Origin of the sequence: Pseudomonas sp. BLCC-B112 (assembly GCF_028550695.1) — a bacterium.
GTDB lineage: Bacteria > Pseudomonadota > Gammaproteobacteria > Pseudomonadales > Pseudomonadaceae > Aquipseudomonas > Aquipseudomonas danubii.
On sequence record NZ_JAQQGK010000002.1, the window covers coordinates 350,237 to 370,275 of the forward strand.

Sequence of the window (20,039 nt, forward strand, 5' to 3'; positions counted from 1 at the left end):
TTTTTCGTTTCTAGGGCCGAGCCCCGCTTAAATGATCCCGAGCGCATTCATCGGGCGGCGCCTCATCCGACGCTTGCGGCGTCTCAGGCTCCGCGGCAGGCGCGGCGTCCGGCGCGGGCGCGGTCTGCATCTGATCCTGCACCACCTGCTCATCCACTCGTGGATCGAGGGCCGCCACCAGAGGTGAGCTGGACATGCTGTCCGGCATGGCGACGTGATGCAACGGCGCATCATCCACCTGATGCAGATTGGTCACCGCCTTCGGCCGGATCCTCCAGACCAGGACCAGGGCAAAGAAGCTGAAGAAGGCATACAGCATCTGACTGCCGAACAACTTCATCAGCACCCCAGCCGCCAACGGACCGATGCTCGCCCCCACGCCATAGGTCACCAGCAGCATCGCCGTCAGCGACACCCGACGATCACTTTCCACGTGGTCATTGGAGAAAGCCACCGCCAACGGATAGAGACAGAACTGCACCAGGGAACAAAGGAACCCGAGGACAAACAGCATCTCCAGGGGGACCGACGGCAGGATCGCCAGAGGCAGGGCGACCACCGCCAGGAACAGCGCGAAGCAGCGAATCAACAACGCCCGATCATAGCGATCGGACAACCAGCCCAATGGCCACTGCACCACCAGACCGGCAAAAATGCAGCTCCCCATGAACAGACCGACCTGCTCGGTACTCAAGCCCTGCTGCGACGCATAGAGCGGCGCAAGGCCATAGAAGGAACCCACGATCAACCCCGATCCCAGCACGGTACTCAGGGACTGGGGAACTCGCTTGATAAAGAAGCGCGGCTCCATCGGCGCCGGATGCAGAGGCGCCGGGTGAATACGCCGGGTCATGGCCACCGGCACCAGGCACAGGGCAAAGCACAGGGCCACCAGCATCAACAGTTCCAGCCCCAAAGCGGGATGCATGACCAGAATCAACTGACCCAGAACCAGCCCCAGGTAAGAGGCAATCATGTAGCCGCTGAACACCAGCCCGCGCTGATTGGCGTCGGCCTGCTCGTTGAGCCAGCTTTCGATGACCATGTACTGGCACATCATCCCCAGGCCGACGATCATCCGCAGCACCAGCCAGGCCGGCAGCCAGTCCACCAATCCGTGCCCGAGCACCGCCGCCCCGACGATCCCGGCACAGGTAGCGTAGGCGCGGATATGCCCGACCCGGGCAATCAACCGGTGCCCCAGCTTGCCCCCCAATACCAGGCCGAAATAGTTGGCCGCCATCAAGGCACCCACCCACAGGCCATCGACATGGTCGGCGGCCAGGCGAAGAGCCAGATAAGTGCTGAGCAGACCCGAGCCGATCAACATCATCAGCGAGGCGAAATAAAGCGCTCGAAAGGATTTCCAGATTTGGCGCATCGGCGTTCCGAGCGGCTCCTTGAATGAGGTGTCGGACCCTTGGCAAATCAGGGCCCGACCAGCGACGGTTCGGTTATGCCTGGGCCGCTAGCACACGCCGCTCCCAGGGAGTGATTTCATCAAAGAAGCTGGTCAACTCCATGGTCTTCGAAGCGATGTAGCCTTCGATGAACTCAGTGCCGAACAGTTCCCTTGCCAACTGACTACGCTTCAGACGCTCCAGCGCCGCATGCAAGGTACAAGGCAGCGACAGATTGTCCGGAACCTCGAACTCGCCCTGGATCGCCGCCGTGGGTTCCAGCTCATTCTCGATCCCGTGCAAGCCCGCTGCCAGGCTCGCGGCAATCGCCAGGTACGGATTGGCGTCCGCGCCCGGCAGGCGATTCTCTACCCGTCGCGCCACTGGCGAACTGGCCGGAATACGCAGCCCCGCAGCCCGATTGTCATGGGACCAGCAGGCATTGTTCGGCGACGCGTAAGGATGGCACAAGCGCTGATAGGAGTTCACGTTGGGCGCGAACAAAGCGGTGAAGTCCGCCAGCCCGGCCTGCAGCCCGCCGATGAAATGGCGGAACATCGCCGTCGGCTGCCCGGCATCGTCACTGAAGACATTACGCCCGCTGCCGATCTCCACCAGGCTCTGGTGAATATGCATCGAACTGCCCGGTGTATGCGCCAGAGGTTTGGCCATGCAAACCACGATCAGTCCGTGCTTGAGGGCCACTTCCTTGAGCAGGTGCTTGAACAGGAAGGTCTGGTCTGCCAGCAACAGCGGATCGCCGTGCAGCAGATTGATCTCGAACTGGCTGACACCCATTTCATGCATGAAGGTATCGCGAGGCAGGCCCAGGGCCGCCATGCACTCGTAGACTTCCTTGAAGAACGGCCGCAGGCCGTTATTGGAGCTGACACTGAATGCCGAGTAGCCCTCCTCTCGTCGACCGTCCAGGCCTACCGGTGGCCGAAAAGCCTGTGCCGGATCGTCATTGGCGGCGAACACGAAAAACTCCAGTTCCGTAGCCACCACCGGCGCCAGCCCCAGGGCCGCATAGCGTGCGATCACCTGCTTGAGTTGACCGCGGGTGGAGAGTCGCGAACTTTCGCCACTGAGCTCATCCGCGTCACAAATGGCCAGCGCCCGCGGCGTCTGGCTCCAGGGCAGACGATGAATCTGCCGAGGGTCGGCATTGAGCGCCAGGTCGCCGTCGTCGCTGCCGTAAAACCGTGCCGGCGGATACCCGCCCATGATGCATTGCAGCAGCACCCCGCGAGCCATCTGCAAACGCCGCCCTTCGAGGAAGCCCTCGGCTGTCATCACCTTGCCCCGCGGCACGCCATTGAGATCCGCAGTGACGCATTCAATCTCATCAATGCCCGTCAATCGCTCGGCGAGTGAACTGTGGCCATCGGTTGTCATGACTCAATCCTTGTTGTTATACGAGCCGCGAACGGCGACCCGTACAAAATACGCATCACCCGTTCAGGATTTCAAGCAGGCAAGAATAAAATCCCGGGAAGGCGCGAACTCCCGGTGAGCAACCCACACGTCACGGCCAGCACCGACTCTGAAAAAGAAGAAGGGAATAGCCCCTGATAGGGCACGGCCAGCCTGATAACACCTGGCCGCCGCAGCCTTCTGCGAGCACGCCGATCAGACACTCAAGGCAAGTACAGCTTGAACAGCCCGCCGCCTAATGGACCGCCGTTGCTGATGCGGGTGTGTCCGCATACGCCATTGCGCTGATGCAACTCGGCAATGCGCCCGGCGAAATACAGCCCCAGCCCGGTGCTGCCGCTGCTCTGATTGATGCCCTGCACATAATCGGCCTGACGCTCGATCATCGCTTGCGGATAGCCGTCGCCGTCATCGTTGATGGACAGCACCACCTGCCCCTCTTCATCACTGACCGTGATCAACAGCGCATGGCGGGCATAACGCAGCGCATTGTTGATGCAGTTGGCCAACACCGAAGCAATCAGCTCTCGATCGAAGAAGCCCAGGGGACTCAAGGGATCGACCTCATAGGTGGCAGAGATTCCACGACTCTTGAACACATCCTGATGGCTCACCAGTTGGGCTTCGATGAAATCATCCAACTCGTGGTAAGCCGGTTGCAGCGGCAACTGGTTGACCCCCAGCTTGTACAGCCCCAAGAGCTGCACCAGCATGCCGTTGAGGTGAGCGAAGTGGTAATCGATCACCCCCTGTTCCGGCGCCAGTTGCGGCTCGGGCTGACGGGCCTGCCACTGGGCATGGGCCTGCATCAGCATGGCCAGGGAATTTTTCATGTCATGGACGGTGGAGGCAATCACCGTGGAGAAATCGAGCGCCTGTTGCTCTTCGTTCATTCGCCAAACGCCTTGCTTCGCAGCTTCTGGTAGCGCGCATAACGCGCATCGGTATCGGGCATCATGCCCACCATTTTCAGGCACGCCTGGCATTCTTCCAGGAGCGCCGCGTCTGTCTTGGGGTCTGTGCCGTGCAACAGCGACTGCGCCATGTTCAGGGCAATACTGATGTTCTTCGGCTGCATGGCCAAAGCCTTGCGGAACAGCTCCCGAGCCTCGCTCAGATTACCCGCCTTGTAGCTGCGCACCCCCTGGCGGTTGATGTCGGCCGCCGCATTGGACGAACTGAGAATAGTCGGATCATCGGTGAGCTTGGCGATGTTCTGCATGACCTTCGGATCGTCGCCGTAGATTTCCGCACAGTTTTTCAACATCGACGCACCGGCACTGGCCTGCCCCAACATCTGCAGCTGCTTGGCCACCAGCAATGCCGCTTCGGGACTCATGAACTGCTCCATGCCGTCCAGGCGCATCAACGCCTGCTCGGTGAGCTTCTCTGCGGTTTCCGCATCATTGAGCAGCAGGCTGGTGGCCTTCATCAAGCGCGCACGAATCTGCAGTCCGGGGTCGGTGGGGTTTTCCTTGGCCACGGCACTCAGGGTCTGGTTGATCTCCAGGCGGGTGCGGGTGTCCAGGCCCTTTTCACTGCCCTTGCTGATCAAGGCATGGGCCAGGCCAAGATTGCTTTCCGGGTCCTTGAAGCGCGACTGCGCGCCCTGAGATACAGCCTGCCGATAAGCCCTGGAAGCGCTGTCGAAGTCTTCGTTGGCCATGGCCAGCTTGCCCAGCAGCGCCTGACGACGCACCGCCAGCGGTGACAGGCGCACTGCCTCTTCCAGCACATGCTGGGCACGCTTGGTGTCACCTTCGGCCACCAGCACATCCGCCAGTCCGTCGTAGAGCCCGGGCATCATCGGGAAAGCCTTGAGGGCCTTTTCATAGACGGCCTTGGCTTCGCCGACCTGCCCGCGCTTGAACAGCAGGCGCCCCAGGCCGACGTAGGCCCAGGGCAAAGGCCGATCCGCGAGAATACTGTTATACAGGCGCTCCAAAGGCTCGTTCTGATGCATGTCGCGCAGGGCATCCGCCCGATAGCGCAGGCACAACGGCGCGTAACGCGGGTCCTGCTTGCACAGGGCGATGCAGGCGTTGAGCACTTCCACCGGCTTGCCCCGATCAAGGGCTTGAAGAATCGGCTTGAGCAGGGTCTTGCGCTGCTGCAGCCGCTCCAGGCGCTGGGCCAGACCGGAACGGTTGAAGGGCTTGGTCAGATAGGCATCGGGCTCGTGCTCCAGAGCACTGAGTACCATGGCCTGACTGCTCTCGGCAGTGACCATGAGGAACACGCTCTCATGACTGATGAGCTTTTCCAGCATCAGGTCTTCCAGCACCTGCTGGCCGTTTTTCTTGCCGTCGCCCAGATGATAGTCCTGGAGGATGAAGTCATAGCGCTTCTGCGCGCACATGCGCAGGGCCTGTTCGCCAGTGTCGGCGGTGTCCACGTCCTTGACGCCCAGCTCACGCAACATCGAACGCACCGAACTGCGGAAGTCCGAGAAATCATCGACGATCAAAAAGCTCTTTTGGTGGTACGCCAGCATCGAAGATTCCAGGCAAGTAAGAAGATCAATCCAGGGACAGCAGGACCCGCCCGGCTTCGCAGCCTGTTTTTGGCGCGCAAATAATAGCTGCTGGCCACGGGCTATCAAGCACTTTCAAGTCGACCTGTGATGCAGATCGCCACTTGGGAACACAATTGTCCACTGAAGGTATCGGCCGGATTCGCCATTCCCTTATAGAGGCCAGACAGCATTTGCCGCCTGATGAAAAAAGTCCTGGCCCTTCGCTGAAAAACACTTAGGCGGCGTGCTCAAACCTTGGATTCTGAAACATCACCTGATAGCGTGCAGCGCCTCAAAGCCTCGATCGTTTTTGCTCCGCAATGCTGGTCCTGCATGCAGGATCGGCCAGCCGGCAAAGGTTCCATCAGTCGCAAGTCCCACAGGCTTGCAATCCGGGTGTCGAAGGATCGGCATGACGCCCGACGGCGGTATCATCGACGAGCAAATGCCGGTCTGCCAGGCAGTGCATCAAGGGATGCGCAGGTCATTATCAAATGGAGTTAACGATGGCGCATGACAGCAGTGCGATAACCGGGATTGAACTGGAACAGTTCATGGACCGCCTTGAGGCGCAACAGCAGGACCAGGAAACCGATACCCTGCTGGCCCAGTTGCAAGCACAGCCGCTGCGGGCCGACTCCCTGGCCTCGATCGACCGCCTGCACACGCTATGGATGCAGGCCGGTGATTCAGCCGCGGCCCGCGCCGTTATCGCAGAGGATGGCCATACCCTGCTGCAAGCCGTGCATGAGCCTGCCCGTGCTGAGTTGATGATGAACCTGGCCATCCTGCGTTTGCGCATCGCCAGTTATCTGGACGACGACGCAACCTTGCTTGAGGTGCTCGAACAGCTCAACCAGATGGCCACGCAAACCCTGGACTTCAATGTCGAGCACTATCGTCGCTACCGAATCTTCGACGAGCTGGAACAGGGTCGCCTCGAAGTTGCGCTGAAAACCATCGAAGTGCGCTACGCCCTGACCTTGAGCAATCCTGCCCGTGCGGCGCTGCGTGCCTGGGACGCCGCCGACCAGTATCAACGCCGCGCCCGCGTCCTGGCCTTCCACGACCGCGACGAAGAAGCCCGGAGCGCCGCGTTGGAAGCCGTCAACGCCTTACGCACTGCCGGCCCCGACCAGGACATCGATGAAGGCGACTGGCTGTGGCTGGGCAACTCCCTGATCGAGATCATCCCGTTACGCCTGGCGCTGTTCGAACAACCCATCGCCCAGCTGACTGCTGGCCGCTCGCTGCCCCAGCGTCGCGAATGGGAAGTGCGCACCGCACGCCTGGCCGCCCGCGCCCTGCACGCCCAGGGTGATCTGGCCGGAGCGTTGAAAGTCTGCAATGCCGCAGCCCTAAGCCTGGACTCTGACGGCGGCAACAATTTCATCGAGTACGAACTGCCTTGGCTGATGGAAGCCGGGCGTATCGACGAAGCGGGGTTTCGAGCCTTCATCGACGTTTATGACAGGCAAACCGAGCTCTGGCCGGCCACCGCCCGCCTGGTTCTCGACCGCCTGCAAGATCCCCAAGAGCACAGTGCCTGGTGGCCGATCTGCGTGATGCGCGCCTGTATCACCGAAGAAGCACTGCAGAGTTTTCTCGAAGCGCTGCCGAACATCGAAACCAGCGAGCCCGATACCACCCCACTCCTGGCCGCCCTGTACCAGGCCATGGAAGATCTGGAGACACGCGACTCCCTGTTTGCCCAAGCCCGCGCCGAAGCCCTGCGGCGTGCCCCCGAGCAGCCCTGGATCACCCGCCTGACCGCGGTGCATGACGCAGAGCGCGGCCTGATCGACGCGGCCACCGAAGCCAGCCTGCTGCAGAACGCCATCCAGGCAGGTCGCATGCAGGACAATCGCAGTGCGTTCTCGCTGTTTGCCGCTCGGGTCAACAGTCTGGGAGTGATCGAAGCACTGAAAGCACCGAAGCCGGTGCTGTCCTGCGGCAAATACGCCTACAACTACGCACTGAGCATCGAAGATCTGGCAGAGACCGAAGCCGACAAGTTGCCCAGAGACGCCCGAGACCAAGCCTATTCGTTGCTGCGCGAAGCGCAGAAAGACGCCTACGAGCAGGGCCAGGCCCACATGGAGCGCTATTTCGCCAGCGGCAGCGGACATCCCTACGATGCCTGCGCGCACCTGTACTCCATGCTCTGCAACAACCTGGCGATCAACTATCGCTACTACAACCAGATCCGCTACGAAGACGCCATCGAGTTGCACGCGCGCGGCATCGCCGCCAGCCCGTTCGCCGAGCACTACAACGGCCTGCTCAGTGCGCGTATCTGCCTGGAAGATCTACCTGGCATCATCGATGCCGCAGAACAGCTTTGGCATTACTCGGCGGAGTTCGGCTATAGCCGCCACGACCCGAATGAGTACGTCGCCTCGGTGGCGTACGCCCTGTACAAGCTCGATCGCGACAATGAAATCCTCATCTGGCTTGAACGCTTGCTCAAGTGGCAGGAAGAGCAAGGCGTCAGCGATCAGCAATTGGACAGCTCCGCACTGTTCGCCCGGATTCAGGTCGCGCGCTACCTGGCCCATGCCCATCCCGACAACGCCGACAGCCTCTGGCAACGTTACGAGCCAGCAGTGCTGTCCTTGAACGAAGTCTCGGTCATGTCCAGCTCGGTGGACTTCCTCAAGGCCCGCGGCCGCACCGCCGAAGCCATTGACTACTGTGCACGAACCCTGGCCCTGTGCGCCCCGGACGATGACTACGACATCAGGTGCCGCGCCCGGATCGAAGAAATCCTGAGCGAGCTGCAAGCCCCGACTCAACCGACCGCCAAGAAAAACTGGTGGCAGATATGGAAGTAAGCGCCGACAAGCGCAGCCCCAGCTACGCCCCGCGCAACCTGCTGAATGCCGATGAACTCAAACGCGGCATCACTCAGCGCAGCCAAGGGCGCGGAGACGAGGACGCGGTACAGGGTTGGTTGCTGAATCACTTCTATCGACACCTGGTGGGCAACTTCGAACCCGCACGGCGCATCCAGACCCTGGAGGACGCCTGTGCAGCGCTGGGTACCGATACGCCGCCGGCCTGGGTGAGCGGGTACTTCGACAGCGCTGCCAAGGCACAGCCCGAAGACGCCGCAAAGGCCGTGGCGACGCTGGTATGGGTCGACCCGCAGGAGCCATTGCTGTTGCAGCAGGAACTGCAACTGGTGGAGTTCCTGACCTCGCGCAAAGGCACGGCACTGGAGGGCAAACTGGAGCGCATCACTTGCCCGCAGGCCCTGGCGCTATGGGAAAAAGAGCACGCACAGATGGCCGCACGGGTCGATCAGGGCTGGCGCCAGAGCTCTCCCGACGCCCTCAATGTGACGGTCTCCTGCGCCGAACACACCTGGGTCGAACTGCGCCCGGAAAGCCCGATGCTACGGGCTGAAATGGCCTTCGAAAGCTATGTGATGCGTCACTGTCTGGGGCAATTCGCCAACCGCCGGGCCTTGACCGGCGGCTACGGTGAACGCTATGCCGAAGCCGTGGAGCAACAGGGCATGCGCGTGTTCAGTCTGCGTGATGCCCAGGGCCAGCCCCACATCACCGTCAGCCTGATCATCCAGGACGACGGCGCACTGACCGTGGAGCAAGTCAAAGGCAAGCAGAACCGCCCGCCCATCGAGCGCTACTTCCAGGACCTGCTGCGCCTCCTCAACACCCTGGGCACCGACCTGCAGACGCCAGCCGACTGCATTGCCATCGGCATCGTCCGCACCGATGCCGGCTGGTTGCGTATCGAGGAAGTCAGCGACGCGCAAGCCCAGACCCGCCTGGTGGCTCGCTACCCGCAACTGTTCTACCGACTGGACGCACCATCGGCCATGGTCGAATGGCTGGTGGCGGCCCGTCAGTCCGACTTGCTGCTAGAGGTTGCCCCCCAGGCGCCATCGGTCAAGTACGCCACCCGCCATATCTTCAAGAAAAGCCCCCGGCCACAATGCCACCCCGACGACCCGCTGTATCGGACCGAAGGCGTGCCCTGGACGGACATGTCTGCGCCCCAGGCCGAGGAAATCGTGGCCTGGCAGGCCAGGAACCGGTGAAACGCACATGATGACGATAATTGCCGTAGCCTTCGGCGCCTGGCTGGTATGGCGCTACTTTCGCCGCCAGTCGCCCACCTCTCTGGTGGTGTTCACGCCGCGCAAACGCTGGGCACTGAGCCTGGCCCAACCCATGGTGGATGCCACAGGGATGACCGGCTTCTTCGATCCCGAGACAACTCATTTCATGGATCAGGCGAAAGCCTCCCTCAGGGCCCCGCTGCTGCACCAGATCGGCTTTCGCAGCAACGCCACGGACGACGAAGTCCGCGAACACTTGAACAGCACCCTGGAACGCCAGTGGTTCCGGGTTGACCTGCACAGCCTGAACGCCAGCGACGACCCGCGAGCAGCAATGGCCTTCGCCTGCGTGCGCAGCGCCTTCTTTGTCCGCTGCGCAATGTTGATGGGCTGGATCGACACCGAGAGCGGATGGCGGATCATGCTCCTCAATGCCCAACGCGCTCAGGATTGCTTCAGCGACTGGGAGGACTTCGGCAGAGCCTTCATGCTCGGGCGCAGCCAATGGATCGCAGCGTTCAGGGCCGACTCTCTGGGTGAGGTGTTCAATGAAACAAGCCTGAACCGACTGCTGATGCCCGGTAGCGGCATCTGGGCTGGGGTTGCCTGGCAGGGGCTGCCGGCGTTGTTGCCTGTAGCGGATTGAGACCGCGAAGGGATGGTGTCCCAGGGCAGGTTCGAACTGCCAACCTTCCCCTTAGGAGGGTCATTAGAGCCGCCAGTCCGCTTGGCCAAACCCAGTGTTTATTGGGCTTCGCGTCCGGTTGTGTCCGTAAAAACGACGCCGTATAGTTCTTTTTGCACCCACCATGCACCCATGGGAACAAATTGAAAGAGAAGCTAACGGCAAAACTGCTTACCTCGCTGCAGGTCACTGGCAGCGAATATGAGGTTCACGACACCACCGTCACGGGCCTATTCGTTCGGGTGACTGCGGCCGGCGCGAAATCGTATGTCGTGTCCTGGGCCCGCGGCCGCAAGAAGACATTGGGGCGAGTTGGCATTCTCACCCTAGACCAAGCCAGGACCGAGGCTACTCAGTATCTAGCAGAGGCTCGAGCGCTTGGCGAACCGCTTGCCGTTACCCAAAAGCGCAGGGGAACCGCCCTACCCTCGCTACGTGAGTTCATCGAAGACACCTATATGCCGTGGTTCAAGACGCACCACAAAGGCCACGAGAAGACCCAGCACACCCTGAGCTGCAACTTCGAAGCGATCATGTCACAGCGCCTCGACGCAATCACCGGCCGCGACCTGGACCAGATCCGTACAGGATGGATGCAGTCGGGCAACAAGCCGTCGACGGTCAATCGCAAAATGGGCTCCATCAGTGGCGTCTTCAGCAGAGCCGTTGAATGGGAGTACATCGACGCCCACCCGATGGATCGACTCAAAGCCCTCAAGGTCGATTCGATGGGATTGGTCCGCTATCTGGACAGCGATGAGACAAAGCGCCTACGGGAAGCACTGGACGCCCGCCAAGACGAAGCACGGGCTGAGCGTGAGAGTGCGAACAAATGGCGAGCTGACCGCGGCAAGGAGTTGATGCCGAGCTTGCTGCACATCCCTTTCACCGACCACCTAAAGCCCTTGGTTCTGGTGTCACTAAATACCGGCATGAGACGCGGCGAACTGTTCGACCTCAAATGGTCAGCGGTGAACTTCCAAACGAAGACGATCACCGTCGCAGGCGCCACCACCAAAACCAGCGACACACGACATATCCCGATGAACAAGGAAACGGTCGCTGTGCTGGAAGGCTGGAAGAAGCAGGCCGACAAATCTCGCTACGTGTTTCCGAGTCAGGAAGGCGGCCGCCTAGAAGACGTCAAAAGCGCCTGGCTCAAGCTACTGGAGAGAGCCAAAATCGAGGGGTTTCGCTGGCACGATATGCGCCACGACTTCGCGTCACGCCTGGTAATGGCCGGCGTACCGCTCAACACGGTGCGGGATCTGCTGGGGCACGCCGACATCAAGATGACTCTGCGGTATGCCCACTTGGCGCCTGGGACGAAAGCCGCAGCGGTAGAGTTGATCTAGAAGGAAATCAACTCGTTGTCAGTGATAGGAACAATGGTCGGGCTAGATTTGTGCAGATTCACATGATCTAAGAGCTTGTCCCAATTATCTGTTACGAGAACCATTTCCAACCTATCCGGGTCAGTGGAGAAAGTCATATCCGGATAGTGCCGCCAAAAGTAACCACTAGCCTTAATGGTCTCCCAGATACGAAGCTCATCGTACGTGAGCGCTTCCGGCAGATAGACAGCAAGGTTGACCAGGCGCACAGACTCATCGGTCGACCAGACTTTATCAATCACGCTGGCAAGACTTTTCCCATCAAAGTCCCCATGAGCTTGGTTCATCGCCTGAGCGATCGCCCATTCGATAACCGCCGTCAATGATCGCTTCTGTACCCTTCCCATTATGTCGAGAGCGAATTTTATCTTCGGGTCAATTCTGATACCGACACTAACGGTCGTACTCGTCTCGCCAGTCCGCTTACTTGTCTTCGTCGCCATACCAATCCACATGCTCTTTGAAGGTCAGTTTAACTGACCTAATGGGCACAGCTTGCTAGACACGCAAACCAGTGTCAATCCGTGCGAATACGAGACCGTTTAGCAATTGCTTGCATGAATAGAATTTTGCGTTGTAACCTAGCAATATCCGACATCTGCTTCGGCGTCGGAATTTAGGGAGATAACCATGGAACAAGCTCAGCAACAAATCGCACCGCTATCGGTAAGTGTCGAAGAGTCTGCCCGAATTCTGGGCATATCACGGTCTGCCACCTACGAGCTGATCGCTCAGGGCGAAATCAAGACTTTCAAGATCGGCCGGCGACGCTTGGCACTGGCATCCGAACTGAAGGCATTCATCGAGCGCGCAGCAAAGGCCGGCGTACGGTGAAGGACGGAAAGAAAAAGGGGCAGAAATTACGCAGGGCTGCGCAGAAGATTGCTAAGGCGGTGTTGGAGCACCGCCTTAGCGAAAACACACTGGATAGCACCAACGTGAAGGGCAAACTATGACACGCCATTCTTCAACTGAGCAAGATCGCAAAATGATGGAGGCCCTGCGAAACGGGCCGATATCGACCATCGAAGCCGCCAAGGAGCTGGATATCGTCCAGCCGCCTAACACCATCCGCCGCCTCAGGAAAAAGGGGCACGAGATCCGAACCTACTGGACGCATCAGTCCACTGAGCCTGGCCGCCCGCCTCACCGCGTCGCCAAGTACATCCTCATGCGCGAAGCGTCGTAAACCAGAAAAGCGGGGGTGTCCTCAATTTTGAGGACACCCCCGCGCCTGCCTGTGAACTACTGGTTTGGTTACCCAGCCGGATTACGCTGAGGTCGATTCAGTGGAATGCCTAGCCACAAAACTACTTAGCCGCGGCGACACGGTTAGCATCGAGCTTGGGCAGCTCGCCATTCAACCGGCGAGCGGCAAGCCCGTACCGCCTGAGTGGATGGATCAAAAAGCACTGGAGATTTGCCGATCGGTACTGGCGGCAATTGGAGTCGATGCATTCAGGTATGAAGGCTATAGCACGGGCCGGTACGGAGAGCACAAATCGGCCGGTGTGACCCTTCGCTTCACATCGGTACTGACTGGCGAAACTGCCTACGCCATTTTCAATGTGGACCTGACCCGCAAACGCACAACGGTAGGAGGCAAAGCTGGCGCACCTCTTCCAGCCGGTGAGTTCCGTGTCGGCAAGCGAAGCCAGTTTTGCAAGTTCTGGCAGGGCACTGGTCTACCACTGCCTGAGCGGATGCAGCGGTTCCACAAGTGCATGGGAAAGCTGTCCAGCATCTTGCTGGCTGGCGAGGTGAGAAAGGACCGGCTTAATGTGCAGTCGCTCCAACCTGTGACCATCACCGCAGACCAAGCGCGCCTAGCAATTCTAGGGCACAACTTGGGCACAACTGAGGCACAACTAGGGCACAAGGAGGGCACAACGTCAGGGCACAAGGAAACAGCGCAAACCCATGCACTGCGCGGGTTACAGCCGATTCGAACTACGTGTGTTTCAAACTACGAAAACAAGTTAACAAGAAGGGACGATAACAAGACAGCCTTCATAACTGATTTACCTACCCCTAAGCCACCCCAGGATCAGAGTGTTGATGAGTGGTTGGAGGCGTACAGCTCCACCTGATCTACTTTGCCGAGATGGCACCAACCGCCCGCCAATGAAAAAGGGCACCACCCTGTTTCGGGGTAGTGCCCTTGATACTGCGAAGGTTTCGTAGTTTGTCAGTCCCGATCTGCGGGCTCGAACTGCTCGGTACCGCCCCGTAGACCTCGCAGCCCCGTCACCGCGGCTCGTGCAACACGATCAACGAATCCGACCTCAAGATTCGTATACCAGCCGCCCATACCGAGTAGCGCGAACCGGATGGCGTCAAATGCCTCAGTTTCATCATGCCCCGCCAGCTCGCAAACCTCGCAGTCAAAGAAGGCAGCCCCCTTTCGCCAGTCCTCAGCCGCGCCGGGGTTGTTCCGCGGCCAATTGATAAGGCGCCCCTGATCGTCCCGCCTGGTGAAGCTCATGTCCTCTCGGGTCTGGATCGCCGGGCTCATTGGTCTACCTCCAACGAGTCAAGCTTCTCTTGCAGCTCTGCGGTCTGGCAGTCGAGGTAATTGGCCCAGTCGTCTCCGATGTACTGCCCGAGGCCGGTCAGGGCCTGCACGTTGTGCCCCTTACCGTGGATGACGTCCGCACGTACGGCATTGAGCAGTGCAGTAAGCCAGGTCACGTGCTCGCGGGTTGAGTGGATCAAGTCGATAGCGTCGCTGGCCACATTGGCGTGGGTCTGCAGTTTCATTGCACACCCCCTTCCAGGCCGGGATTGAAACACTGGCGAGCCACGGTGCTGACCTGAGCCTCATCGGCGCCTATCAACTCGGAGAGCTCCTGGTCGTCATTGGAGCGCATTGCGACCTTGAGCATGCATACGCAGTACTCCGAGCTCAGTTCTCTGCTCAGACCGCCCTGGAGGGCCTTTCCTTGGTCTTTCGGGGTGTTGCTGGTATTTTGATTCAGTTGCATGACGTGTTCCTTCAAGAGTCGTCGTGTAATCGCCAAGCCGCTGTTAGCGCAGCGGCTTGGCACCTCTTCTAGATCGGCGAAATATTCCGCCGATTACTGCTTACCCTTCTCGCTTATCCAACCTACCGCCCAGCTCAAGGGGTCCTTCGATTCCATCGGCTCAAGTGGCTGCCCTGCCCGTGCAGCCCTGATCCCCTCCTTTGCCGTCTCTTCGTGAATCCACACCGTAGTATGCTTATACCCCTCGGCGATCCTGCGCGCCTTGAGATCCCTCTGGCGCTCGTTGCTTGTCTTCGCTGTCGGCTTTCTCTCTTCGGTCATCAGGCACCTCGTTTGTACTAACGCGGACAGCATACTCACACAACGTCAGTACTAACGCAAGAAAAAAAGCTTTACTCTTTGGACTTGGCTCAGCCGACAGAACTCATTTGCCCCTTCGTCTATTGAAGGTAATTAAGCCGGTAACACGAGCAAAAAACATTCCAGTCATAATATCCAATTGACATCACAACAGATTAGGTATAGAGATACTGTATTTTTTGTAACAAATCAGATTAAAAAATAAACACTTAATAAATTAATACAGTATAGAAATAGCAACTCTACGGAGTCAGGGAAAGATGCTACGGTCGCTAAGTTTAAAACATTTCAAATCAATAACTAATAACACACCAATAAACTTTGAAAATTTTTCAATTTTATGTGGCTCAAACAGTTCAGGCAAAAGCTCGCTAATTCAAGCGATGCTTATGCTAAGCCAAACCTTTTCGTCACGATACTTCAAAAGCTCTATATCACTGAATGGCCACCTGGTGAGACTAGGATCCTTCTCTGACATAATTGATCACACATCAGACTCTAAAGAAATAAATATAAAAATGGACATGGAGTTCACCAAAGATCAACTATGGATATCCGGCGTTAGATCAGTATCACTTGATTATACATTTGGCCCACGAGATGACCATCACAAAGGTTATGAAAGTCAATTCCACCCAAATATAATTAAAGGAACAGCGACAGTCTGCAATCAAGAAGGACATGCAGAAACTATAACATTCGAGCATAGTGACTCTGCAAAATTCAACAACGAAGAACTATTTTACGTTTCAAACTTATCATCAAAAGAAGTTGAAACATTAAACAAGGACTACCCTGACTTTAGAATCGAAGGCTGCGGAAAACTTGAAATCATTCCAAGCTCGCTAAAAATAAATTATGACCATACAAAAAAAATTAGCTTACAGCTTATCCCCTTTTTGATTGGTACACCAAACTATTTAAGACAGGTTAGACACACAGAAGCCTCTGAGTTAGACAATATAATAATACCGAAAGCTTTTTTAGACAAAGCAAGAGCTCTAATAAACGCAGAATACAAAGACCGAATGAAAAACTTTGTTATTCCCGACGTAATTCTAAATATGGTTGAAGAAGATAAGGCGAAAGATCTCGACCTTGAACAAATACGCGTACACTTGGCTCGCCAATCGCTGGTACTTACATCGGATGTTATTCCCGAATCATTGCGAAACGTAGAAGACGGAATTGATATCGGCACTTGGCGAACAATTGTCAACAGCCTGGACGAAAAAGCTGCTAAAGCTTTCAATGACTTCTTAATTCGAAATCGCGAAACACTACAGGGAGTTTGGTATGCAAATACCAAAAGAGTAAGACGCCGTACAAACTTTCATTTAACCTCCTTCCAAGAGTTAGATCATTACCTAAACTTTGTCTTTGGCCGAAGCGTCAAGTATCTCGGCCCATTGAGAAATGAGCCACAGGCTATGTACCAGGCTTTTGACTTATCAGAGCCGACAAACGTTGGATTGAAAGGCGAGTATACCGCGGCAGTCTTACACATCAACAAAGGCGTGAAAATTGGTTACCCTTCCATAACAAGTAACGAAAACAATAGCATTAACATTGAAAAAAAATACAAAACGCTCGAAGAGGCTTGCACTGACTGGCTCACATATCTAGGAGTCGTTACATCTGTTAAAACAACGGATAAGGGTAAGCTGGGGTACGAGCTTCTGGTGAAAACCGAAGCTAAGGACAACTGGCAAGACTTGACCCATGTGGGCGTTGGTGTGAGCCAGATATTGCCTATCGTGGTGATGGCTCTGCTTGCCTCCGACGATGACATTTTGATTTTTGAACAGCCCGAACTACATCTCCATCCAAAAGTACAATCCAGACTCTGCGATTTCTTCATTGCGATTTCACAAGGCGCAACACAGTGCATTATTGAAACTCACAGTGAATACATGATAAATCGACTGAGGCTGAGAATAGCCCAAAGCCGGACAAGCAATATTAGTGATCGCTCATCAATCCTCTTCATTGAAAAGACAAATGGAAAATCTTCTTTCCGGCCAGTGGACATTACCAAGTTTGGATCAATAATTGATTGGCCAAAAGACTTTTTTGACCAGACGGATACTGAAGTAGAAAATATCCTTTTAGAGGCCGCCAAGAAAAAGAGAGAACTGACAAAATCGCAGGGGGTTCTCAAATAATGCAACTTCTTGTTAGCTGCGACTATTTAATCTCCCCTGCCAACTGCTCTCATAGCGACTTAGCCTCGTGCATAGAGAGTTTAATCTTTATAAAGCGCGATCTTGAAAGCGGAAGCCCACAGGTAATAATCGAGGACAACTCCTTAACCAAGCTCGACAACATGGGCTGCTTCCCATGCGCGTCAATATTCAACTACAACCTGCAAGGATTTGAAGAGTTTGAGTTCTCCGGTAGAGATATCGCCAGAACAGTTAACAATATACTGTCTATGGAGCCTATGGAGCAAAATCGTTTACCAGAATGCGTAGCCGAGTGGAAAGATAGGTCTGTAACTCCATTGCTAATGGGAAGTACAGAAGAGCGAACAGGTGTAATATGCTCATTACTGGAAGAAATCTCCTTAGCAAAAAGATTCTTTGAAAAAAATTATTCAATTCTGCATCACCCGGTAGATTCCACACAACACCAAATTGCTATCAAAGGTGCAATCGAATCTTTCCTTCCAGAAACAGCCGATAACTTCCCTTTAGACCTTCATGAAACCTTTAGCATTTATACCGCATATAAAACATTCGCATCAAATCTCGATGGATTTTCACTATATCAAAAAGCAAATACTGAATACGAATACAAAAGCGCTTTTTTTGTTGGAACCATGGTAATTCTTTGCAATAGGGGAATGGAACTAAGCAGTTTAAAATGGGAAAATTTTTCCCTAGGCAATCACTTTTTAAAATCATTATCAGAAAATCAGTGCATTTCCGATCACAACTTCTCACACGTATGTTTCGACGTGATTTGCCACATGCTAGCGGGGGTACCAAAGTACGATTGTGATCCTTTCTACACAGGAACAAATCGTACTGAGCAACGTACTAAAGACGGGAAACTGGCGTGGAGGACCCATATAACAAAAGGTAACCCGGCGCTTCGCCTAATGTATTGGACCGAAAAGAGCGGTGAAATTGAGCTTGCTAATGTAGGGAAGAAAAACGATCTGTTGATATGTTAGTTTCACTAACTGCCTGACCTAAATAAGGGCGCGGCACTACGGACATCTGCCGGCATCTCGGTACTTTCGCAAGATGATCGCAAAAGGCTGAGAGGTTTACACCATCGGAGGAAACCTCAATGTTTCCCACCGATGGTGCAATACCTCGACTTCCACCAATGGTGGGAGTTTCAGCCGTGTCTGCCGGATCGCCTGGCGCGGATCGCCGCTGGCGGCAATCGCTGAGGTGGTCGGGCTCCGGGAGATGTCCCTAAATCTGAGGACATCTCCGAAACTAGGCAAATTCCCTGCAAAATCTAGATTTCACGGTGAAATCTCTCGTATTGTGACGTATAGGTCTCACTCCGAGCCGCCTTAGCCTGACGTTGCACGAAGGTAGCAGGCACCGATCGCGTCCTTACCCTGGGCTCGCGCCGCCGAGACAAGGCGCACCAGTGTCCGATTGCAGTCAGCCTCGGAAGCCTTTTGCTCAGTCATGATCGGCCGGCCGCCGATGAACATCACGAAAATCCAGTGTGTGAGCACTTTCGTCTCCTTCCTGATTGGACAAAATAGGTCTCAGCCTGCCGGCTGCGGCTCGCAGCAATCAGCCGGCAAAGCCGAGGTAGCCCCGTTAAACTAAAGTAGCATCTGCCGTCTTCTGACTTGATTTGGCTTGCTCGGTGTGGCTATTTGCGATCACTCCCACATGGATGAATGATCGATGGCGAACAAACGGAAAATTGCTTATGCACACCACCTACCAGGGTGGAAGTTTGAGGGCGGAAATCGAGAGGTCTTGAAGGCAAGCAGACGAGTGGCACCGGATGAGTATGAGGAGGAAATGAGAGGCGCCTTGTACTGCCCCGGATGCTTCACCAATGTCGAGCGCACCCCCAAAGAGAAAGACCTGTTCACGAATCAGCGTGACCCTTTCTACCGGCATCTTCAGCGATGGAGTCATGTCGGATGCGTGCTGAGGGCCAAGAAGCCTATCGGTAAGCGCTACGACACATGGGAAGAGGCGAAAAGAGCGATCGAGCACGAACACCTGGCTATCGTAAAAGAGTTCCTTAAGGAGCGACCTGAAATCGACCTCGGGCCGAGCGATGAATACGACGAGACCCCCGTAGAGGATCTGGACGGTCCAGTATCGGATGTCCCTATCGGGAGGCACCAAGGCGAGTCTTTTCCGCTTCCTAGCAAAATTACGACTGTCGCAGGTATGTGTCGCAACTTCGAAAAAAACAAGGACAAATACTTTTTTCTACCTGAAGCTTCGCACGCAGTGAAATTAGCTGAGCTTCTCAAGAATGTGGCGGATGTTGATTACGATATTCTCGATACCCCACAAACTTCGCGCCTCTACTTCGGAAAGATCATCGCCAGCCGCAATGCGGGCAGCCATGACCTATCAACCCGCATGACCAAACTGGTTTGCAATGGATCGGTGAAAGATTTCTACCTGAAGCTTCCAAATGGCTTCTGCCGTGACAAAGGCATTACTGACAATTCGCAGGGGCGCATTGTCATGTTCTTTGGGAAAATCACGCAGAGTGGAATTGGCTTAGCAGCAACGAATCTCGCTTGGGGCGAAGTCGCCTTGGTTCCAGCTAAATACAATGAACTTTTGATGCCAGAGTGAGCGAAACGTAGATACTCCTGACAGCAGGCCGGAGCAGGTCTATTTAATTGTGATCCTGGGTCACCTTTGAACCTCCAGACCGAAGTGATTTTCCCTCACTTCGCTTTGCGATGACGCGCCGAGGACTTCTCGGTAGTTCGAGCCCCCTCAAATCCGAGGTATTCCCCCACTGGGGGAAGACGCGTCCAATCTCGATGTATCAAGTACGCGACACGTTTTCAGATAGCGCAAAACGTGTCGCGACACCTGCCCTACCGGAATGGGAGGCCAGGTTCCGCCCCCAATGGGGGTTGGATCGCTTAACTTCCACCATTGGTGAGAGTTCCTCAAATTGAGGAAGTCAAAAGCCACCTCGGATAATTCTCCAACTCGCAC

19 protein-coding genes are annotated in these 20,039 nt (G+C 56.0%); 10 read left to right on the forward strand and 9 right to left on the reverse strand.

Going from position 1 to position 20,039, the window contains the following annotated elements:
* Positions 1-10: 10 nt before the first annotated feature.
* From PQT43_RS07150 to PQT43_RS07165, 4 genes are all read right to left on the reverse strand, one after another.
* Complete coding sequence (locus PQT43_RS07150; protein WP_110594742.1) at positions 11-1,381, reverse strand: MFS transporter; 1,371 nt, start codon at positions 1,379-1,381, stop codon at positions 11-13.
* Between the two features lie 73 nt (positions 1,382-1,454).
* Positions 1,455-2,696: a glutamine synthetase family protein gene (locus tag PQT43_RS07155; protein WP_180988437.1), complete on the reverse strand. Its 1,242-nt coding sequence runs from the start codon at positions 2,694-2,696 to the stop codon at positions 1,455-1,457.
* 344 nt (positions 2,697-3,040) lie between these two features.
* A complete protein-coding gene (locus PQT43_RS07160) occupies positions 3,041-3,730 on the reverse strand; it encodes a sensor histidine kinase (protein ID WP_267268739.1) in 690 nt (229 codons plus the stop codon).
* Complete coding sequence (locus tag PQT43_RS07165) at positions 3,727-5,331, reverse strand: tetratricopeptide repeat-containing response regulator (RefSeq protein ID WP_102860699.1); 1,605 nt, start codon at positions 5,329-5,331, stop codon at positions 3,727-3,729. The genes PQT43_RS07160 and PQT43_RS07165 overlap by 4 nt, the downstream gene beginning before the upstream one ends.
* Positions 5,332-5,858: 527 nt before the next feature.
* Between PQT43_RS07165 and PQT43_RS07170 the strand changes: the two genes are divergently transcribed.
* The 4 genes from PQT43_RS07170 to PQT43_RS07185 all read left to right on the forward strand — a co-directional run bounded on the left by PQT43_RS07170 (position 5,859) and on the right by PQT43_RS07185 (position 11,479).
* A complete protein-coding gene (locus tag PQT43_RS07170) occupies positions 5,859-8,186 on the forward strand; it encodes a hypothetical protein (protein ID WP_272753636.1) in 2,328 nt (775 codons plus the stop codon).
* On the forward strand, positions 8,177-9,418 hold the full coding sequence (locus PQT43_RS07175) for a hypothetical protein (RefSeq protein ID WP_267268740.1): 1,242 nt from the start codon (positions 8,177-8,179) through the stop codon (positions 9,416-9,418). Before PQT43_RS07170 ends, PQT43_RS07175 begins: the two co-directional genes overlap by 10 nt.
* Positions 9,419-9,425: 7 nt before the next feature.
* Entirely contained in the window at positions 9,426-10,085 is a 660-nt protein-coding gene (locus PQT43_RS07180; RefSeq protein ID WP_110594752.1) for a DUF1266 domain-containing protein, read from the forward strand.
* Between the two features lie 182 nt (positions 10,086-10,267).
* Positions 10,268-11,479 carry a site-specific integrase gene (locus PQT43_RS07185; RefSeq protein ID WP_272753637.1) on the forward strand — a complete coding sequence of 404 codons (1,212 nt, stop codon included), beginning with the start codon at positions 10,268-10,270 and terminating at the stop codon, positions 11,477-11,479.
* On the opposite strand, the gene PQT43_RS07190 is transcribed toward PQT43_RS07185, so the two are convergent.
* Positions 11,476-11,961, reverse strand: a complete 486-nt coding sequence (locus tag PQT43_RS07190) for a hypothetical protein (protein ID WP_272753638.1) — start codon at positions 11,959-11,961, stop codon at positions 11,476-11,478. The two genes, PQT43_RS07185 and PQT43_RS07190, sit on opposite strands and share 4 nt — an antisense overlap.
* Before the next feature lie 187 nt (positions 11,962-12,148).
* Here PQT43_RS07190 and PQT43_RS07195 point away from each other — a divergent pair, with 187 nt between their 5' ends.
* The 3 genes from PQT43_RS07195 to PQT43_RS07205 all read left to right on the forward strand — a co-directional run bounded on the left by PQT43_RS07195 (position 12,149) and on the right by PQT43_RS07205 (position 13,608).
* Complete coding sequence (locus PQT43_RS07195) at positions 12,149-12,352, forward strand: helix-turn-helix domain-containing protein (protein ID WP_272753639.1); 204 nt, start codon at positions 12,149-12,151, stop codon at positions 12,350-12,352.
* A gap of 118 nt (positions 12,353-12,470) precedes the next feature.
* Complete coding sequence (locus PQT43_RS07200; protein ID WP_272753640.1) at positions 12,471-12,707, forward strand: helix-turn-helix domain-containing protein; 237 nt, start codon at positions 12,471-12,473, stop codon at positions 12,705-12,707.
* A 100-nt stretch (positions 12,708-12,807) separates the two neighbouring features.
* Positions 12,808-13,608 (forward strand): hypothetical protein, encoded by an 801-nt coding sequence (locus PQT43_RS07205; protein ID WP_272753641.1) that lies wholly within the window; start codon positions 12,808-12,810, stop codon positions 13,606-13,608.
* 98 nt (positions 13,609-13,706) lie between these two features.
* Here the strand turns inward: PQT43_RS07205 and PQT43_RS07210 are convergent, their stop codons facing one another.
* The 4 genes from PQT43_RS07210 to PQT43_RS07225 form a co-directional block, all read right to left on the reverse strand.
* Positions 13,707-14,033 carry a hypothetical protein gene (locus PQT43_RS07210; RefSeq protein WP_272753642.1) on the reverse strand — a complete coding sequence of 109 codons (327 nt, stop codon included), beginning with the start codon at positions 14,031-14,033 and terminating at the stop codon, positions 13,707-13,709.
* Positions 14,030-14,278, reverse strand: coding sequence for a hypothetical protein (locus PQT43_RS07215; protein ID WP_272753643.1), 249 nt, complete (start codon positions 14,276-14,278; stop codon positions 14,030-14,032). Before PQT43_RS07215 ends, PQT43_RS07210 begins: the two co-directional genes overlap by 4 nt.
* Positions 14,275-14,502, reverse strand: coding sequence for a hypothetical protein (locus PQT43_RS07220; RefSeq protein WP_272753644.1), 228 nt, complete (start codon positions 14,500-14,502; stop codon positions 14,275-14,277). Before PQT43_RS07220 ends, PQT43_RS07215 begins: the two co-directional genes overlap by 4 nt.
* A 93-nt stretch (positions 14,503-14,595) precedes the next feature.
* Positions 14,596-14,823 (reverse strand): hypothetical protein, encoded by a 228-nt coding sequence (locus tag PQT43_RS07225; protein ID WP_272753645.1) that lies wholly within the window; start codon positions 14,821-14,823, stop codon positions 14,596-14,598.
* 299 nt (positions 14,824-15,122) lie between these two features.
* Between PQT43_RS07225 and PQT43_RS07230 the strand changes: the two genes are divergently transcribed.
* The 3 genes from PQT43_RS07230 (at position 15,123) to PQT43_RS07240 (ending at position 19,664) form a co-directional block, all read left to right on the forward strand.
* Positions 15,123-17,027, forward strand: coding sequence for a DUF3696 domain-containing protein (locus PQT43_RS07230; RefSeq protein ID WP_272753646.1), 1,905 nt, complete (start codon positions 15,123-15,125; stop codon positions 17,025-17,027).
* Positions 17,027-18,040 (forward strand): hypothetical protein, encoded by a 1,014-nt coding sequence (locus PQT43_RS07235; protein ID WP_272753647.1) that lies wholly within the window; start codon positions 17,027-17,029, stop codon positions 18,038-18,040. Before PQT43_RS07230 ends, PQT43_RS07235 begins: the two co-directional genes overlap by 1 nt.
* A gap of 703 nt (positions 18,041-18,743) precedes the next feature.
* Positions 18,744-19,664: a hypothetical protein gene (locus PQT43_RS07240; protein ID WP_272753648.1), complete on the forward strand. Its 921-nt coding sequence runs from the start codon at positions 18,744-18,746 to the stop codon at positions 19,662-19,664.
* The last annotated feature ends 375 nt before the right edge of the window (positions 19,665-20,039 follow it).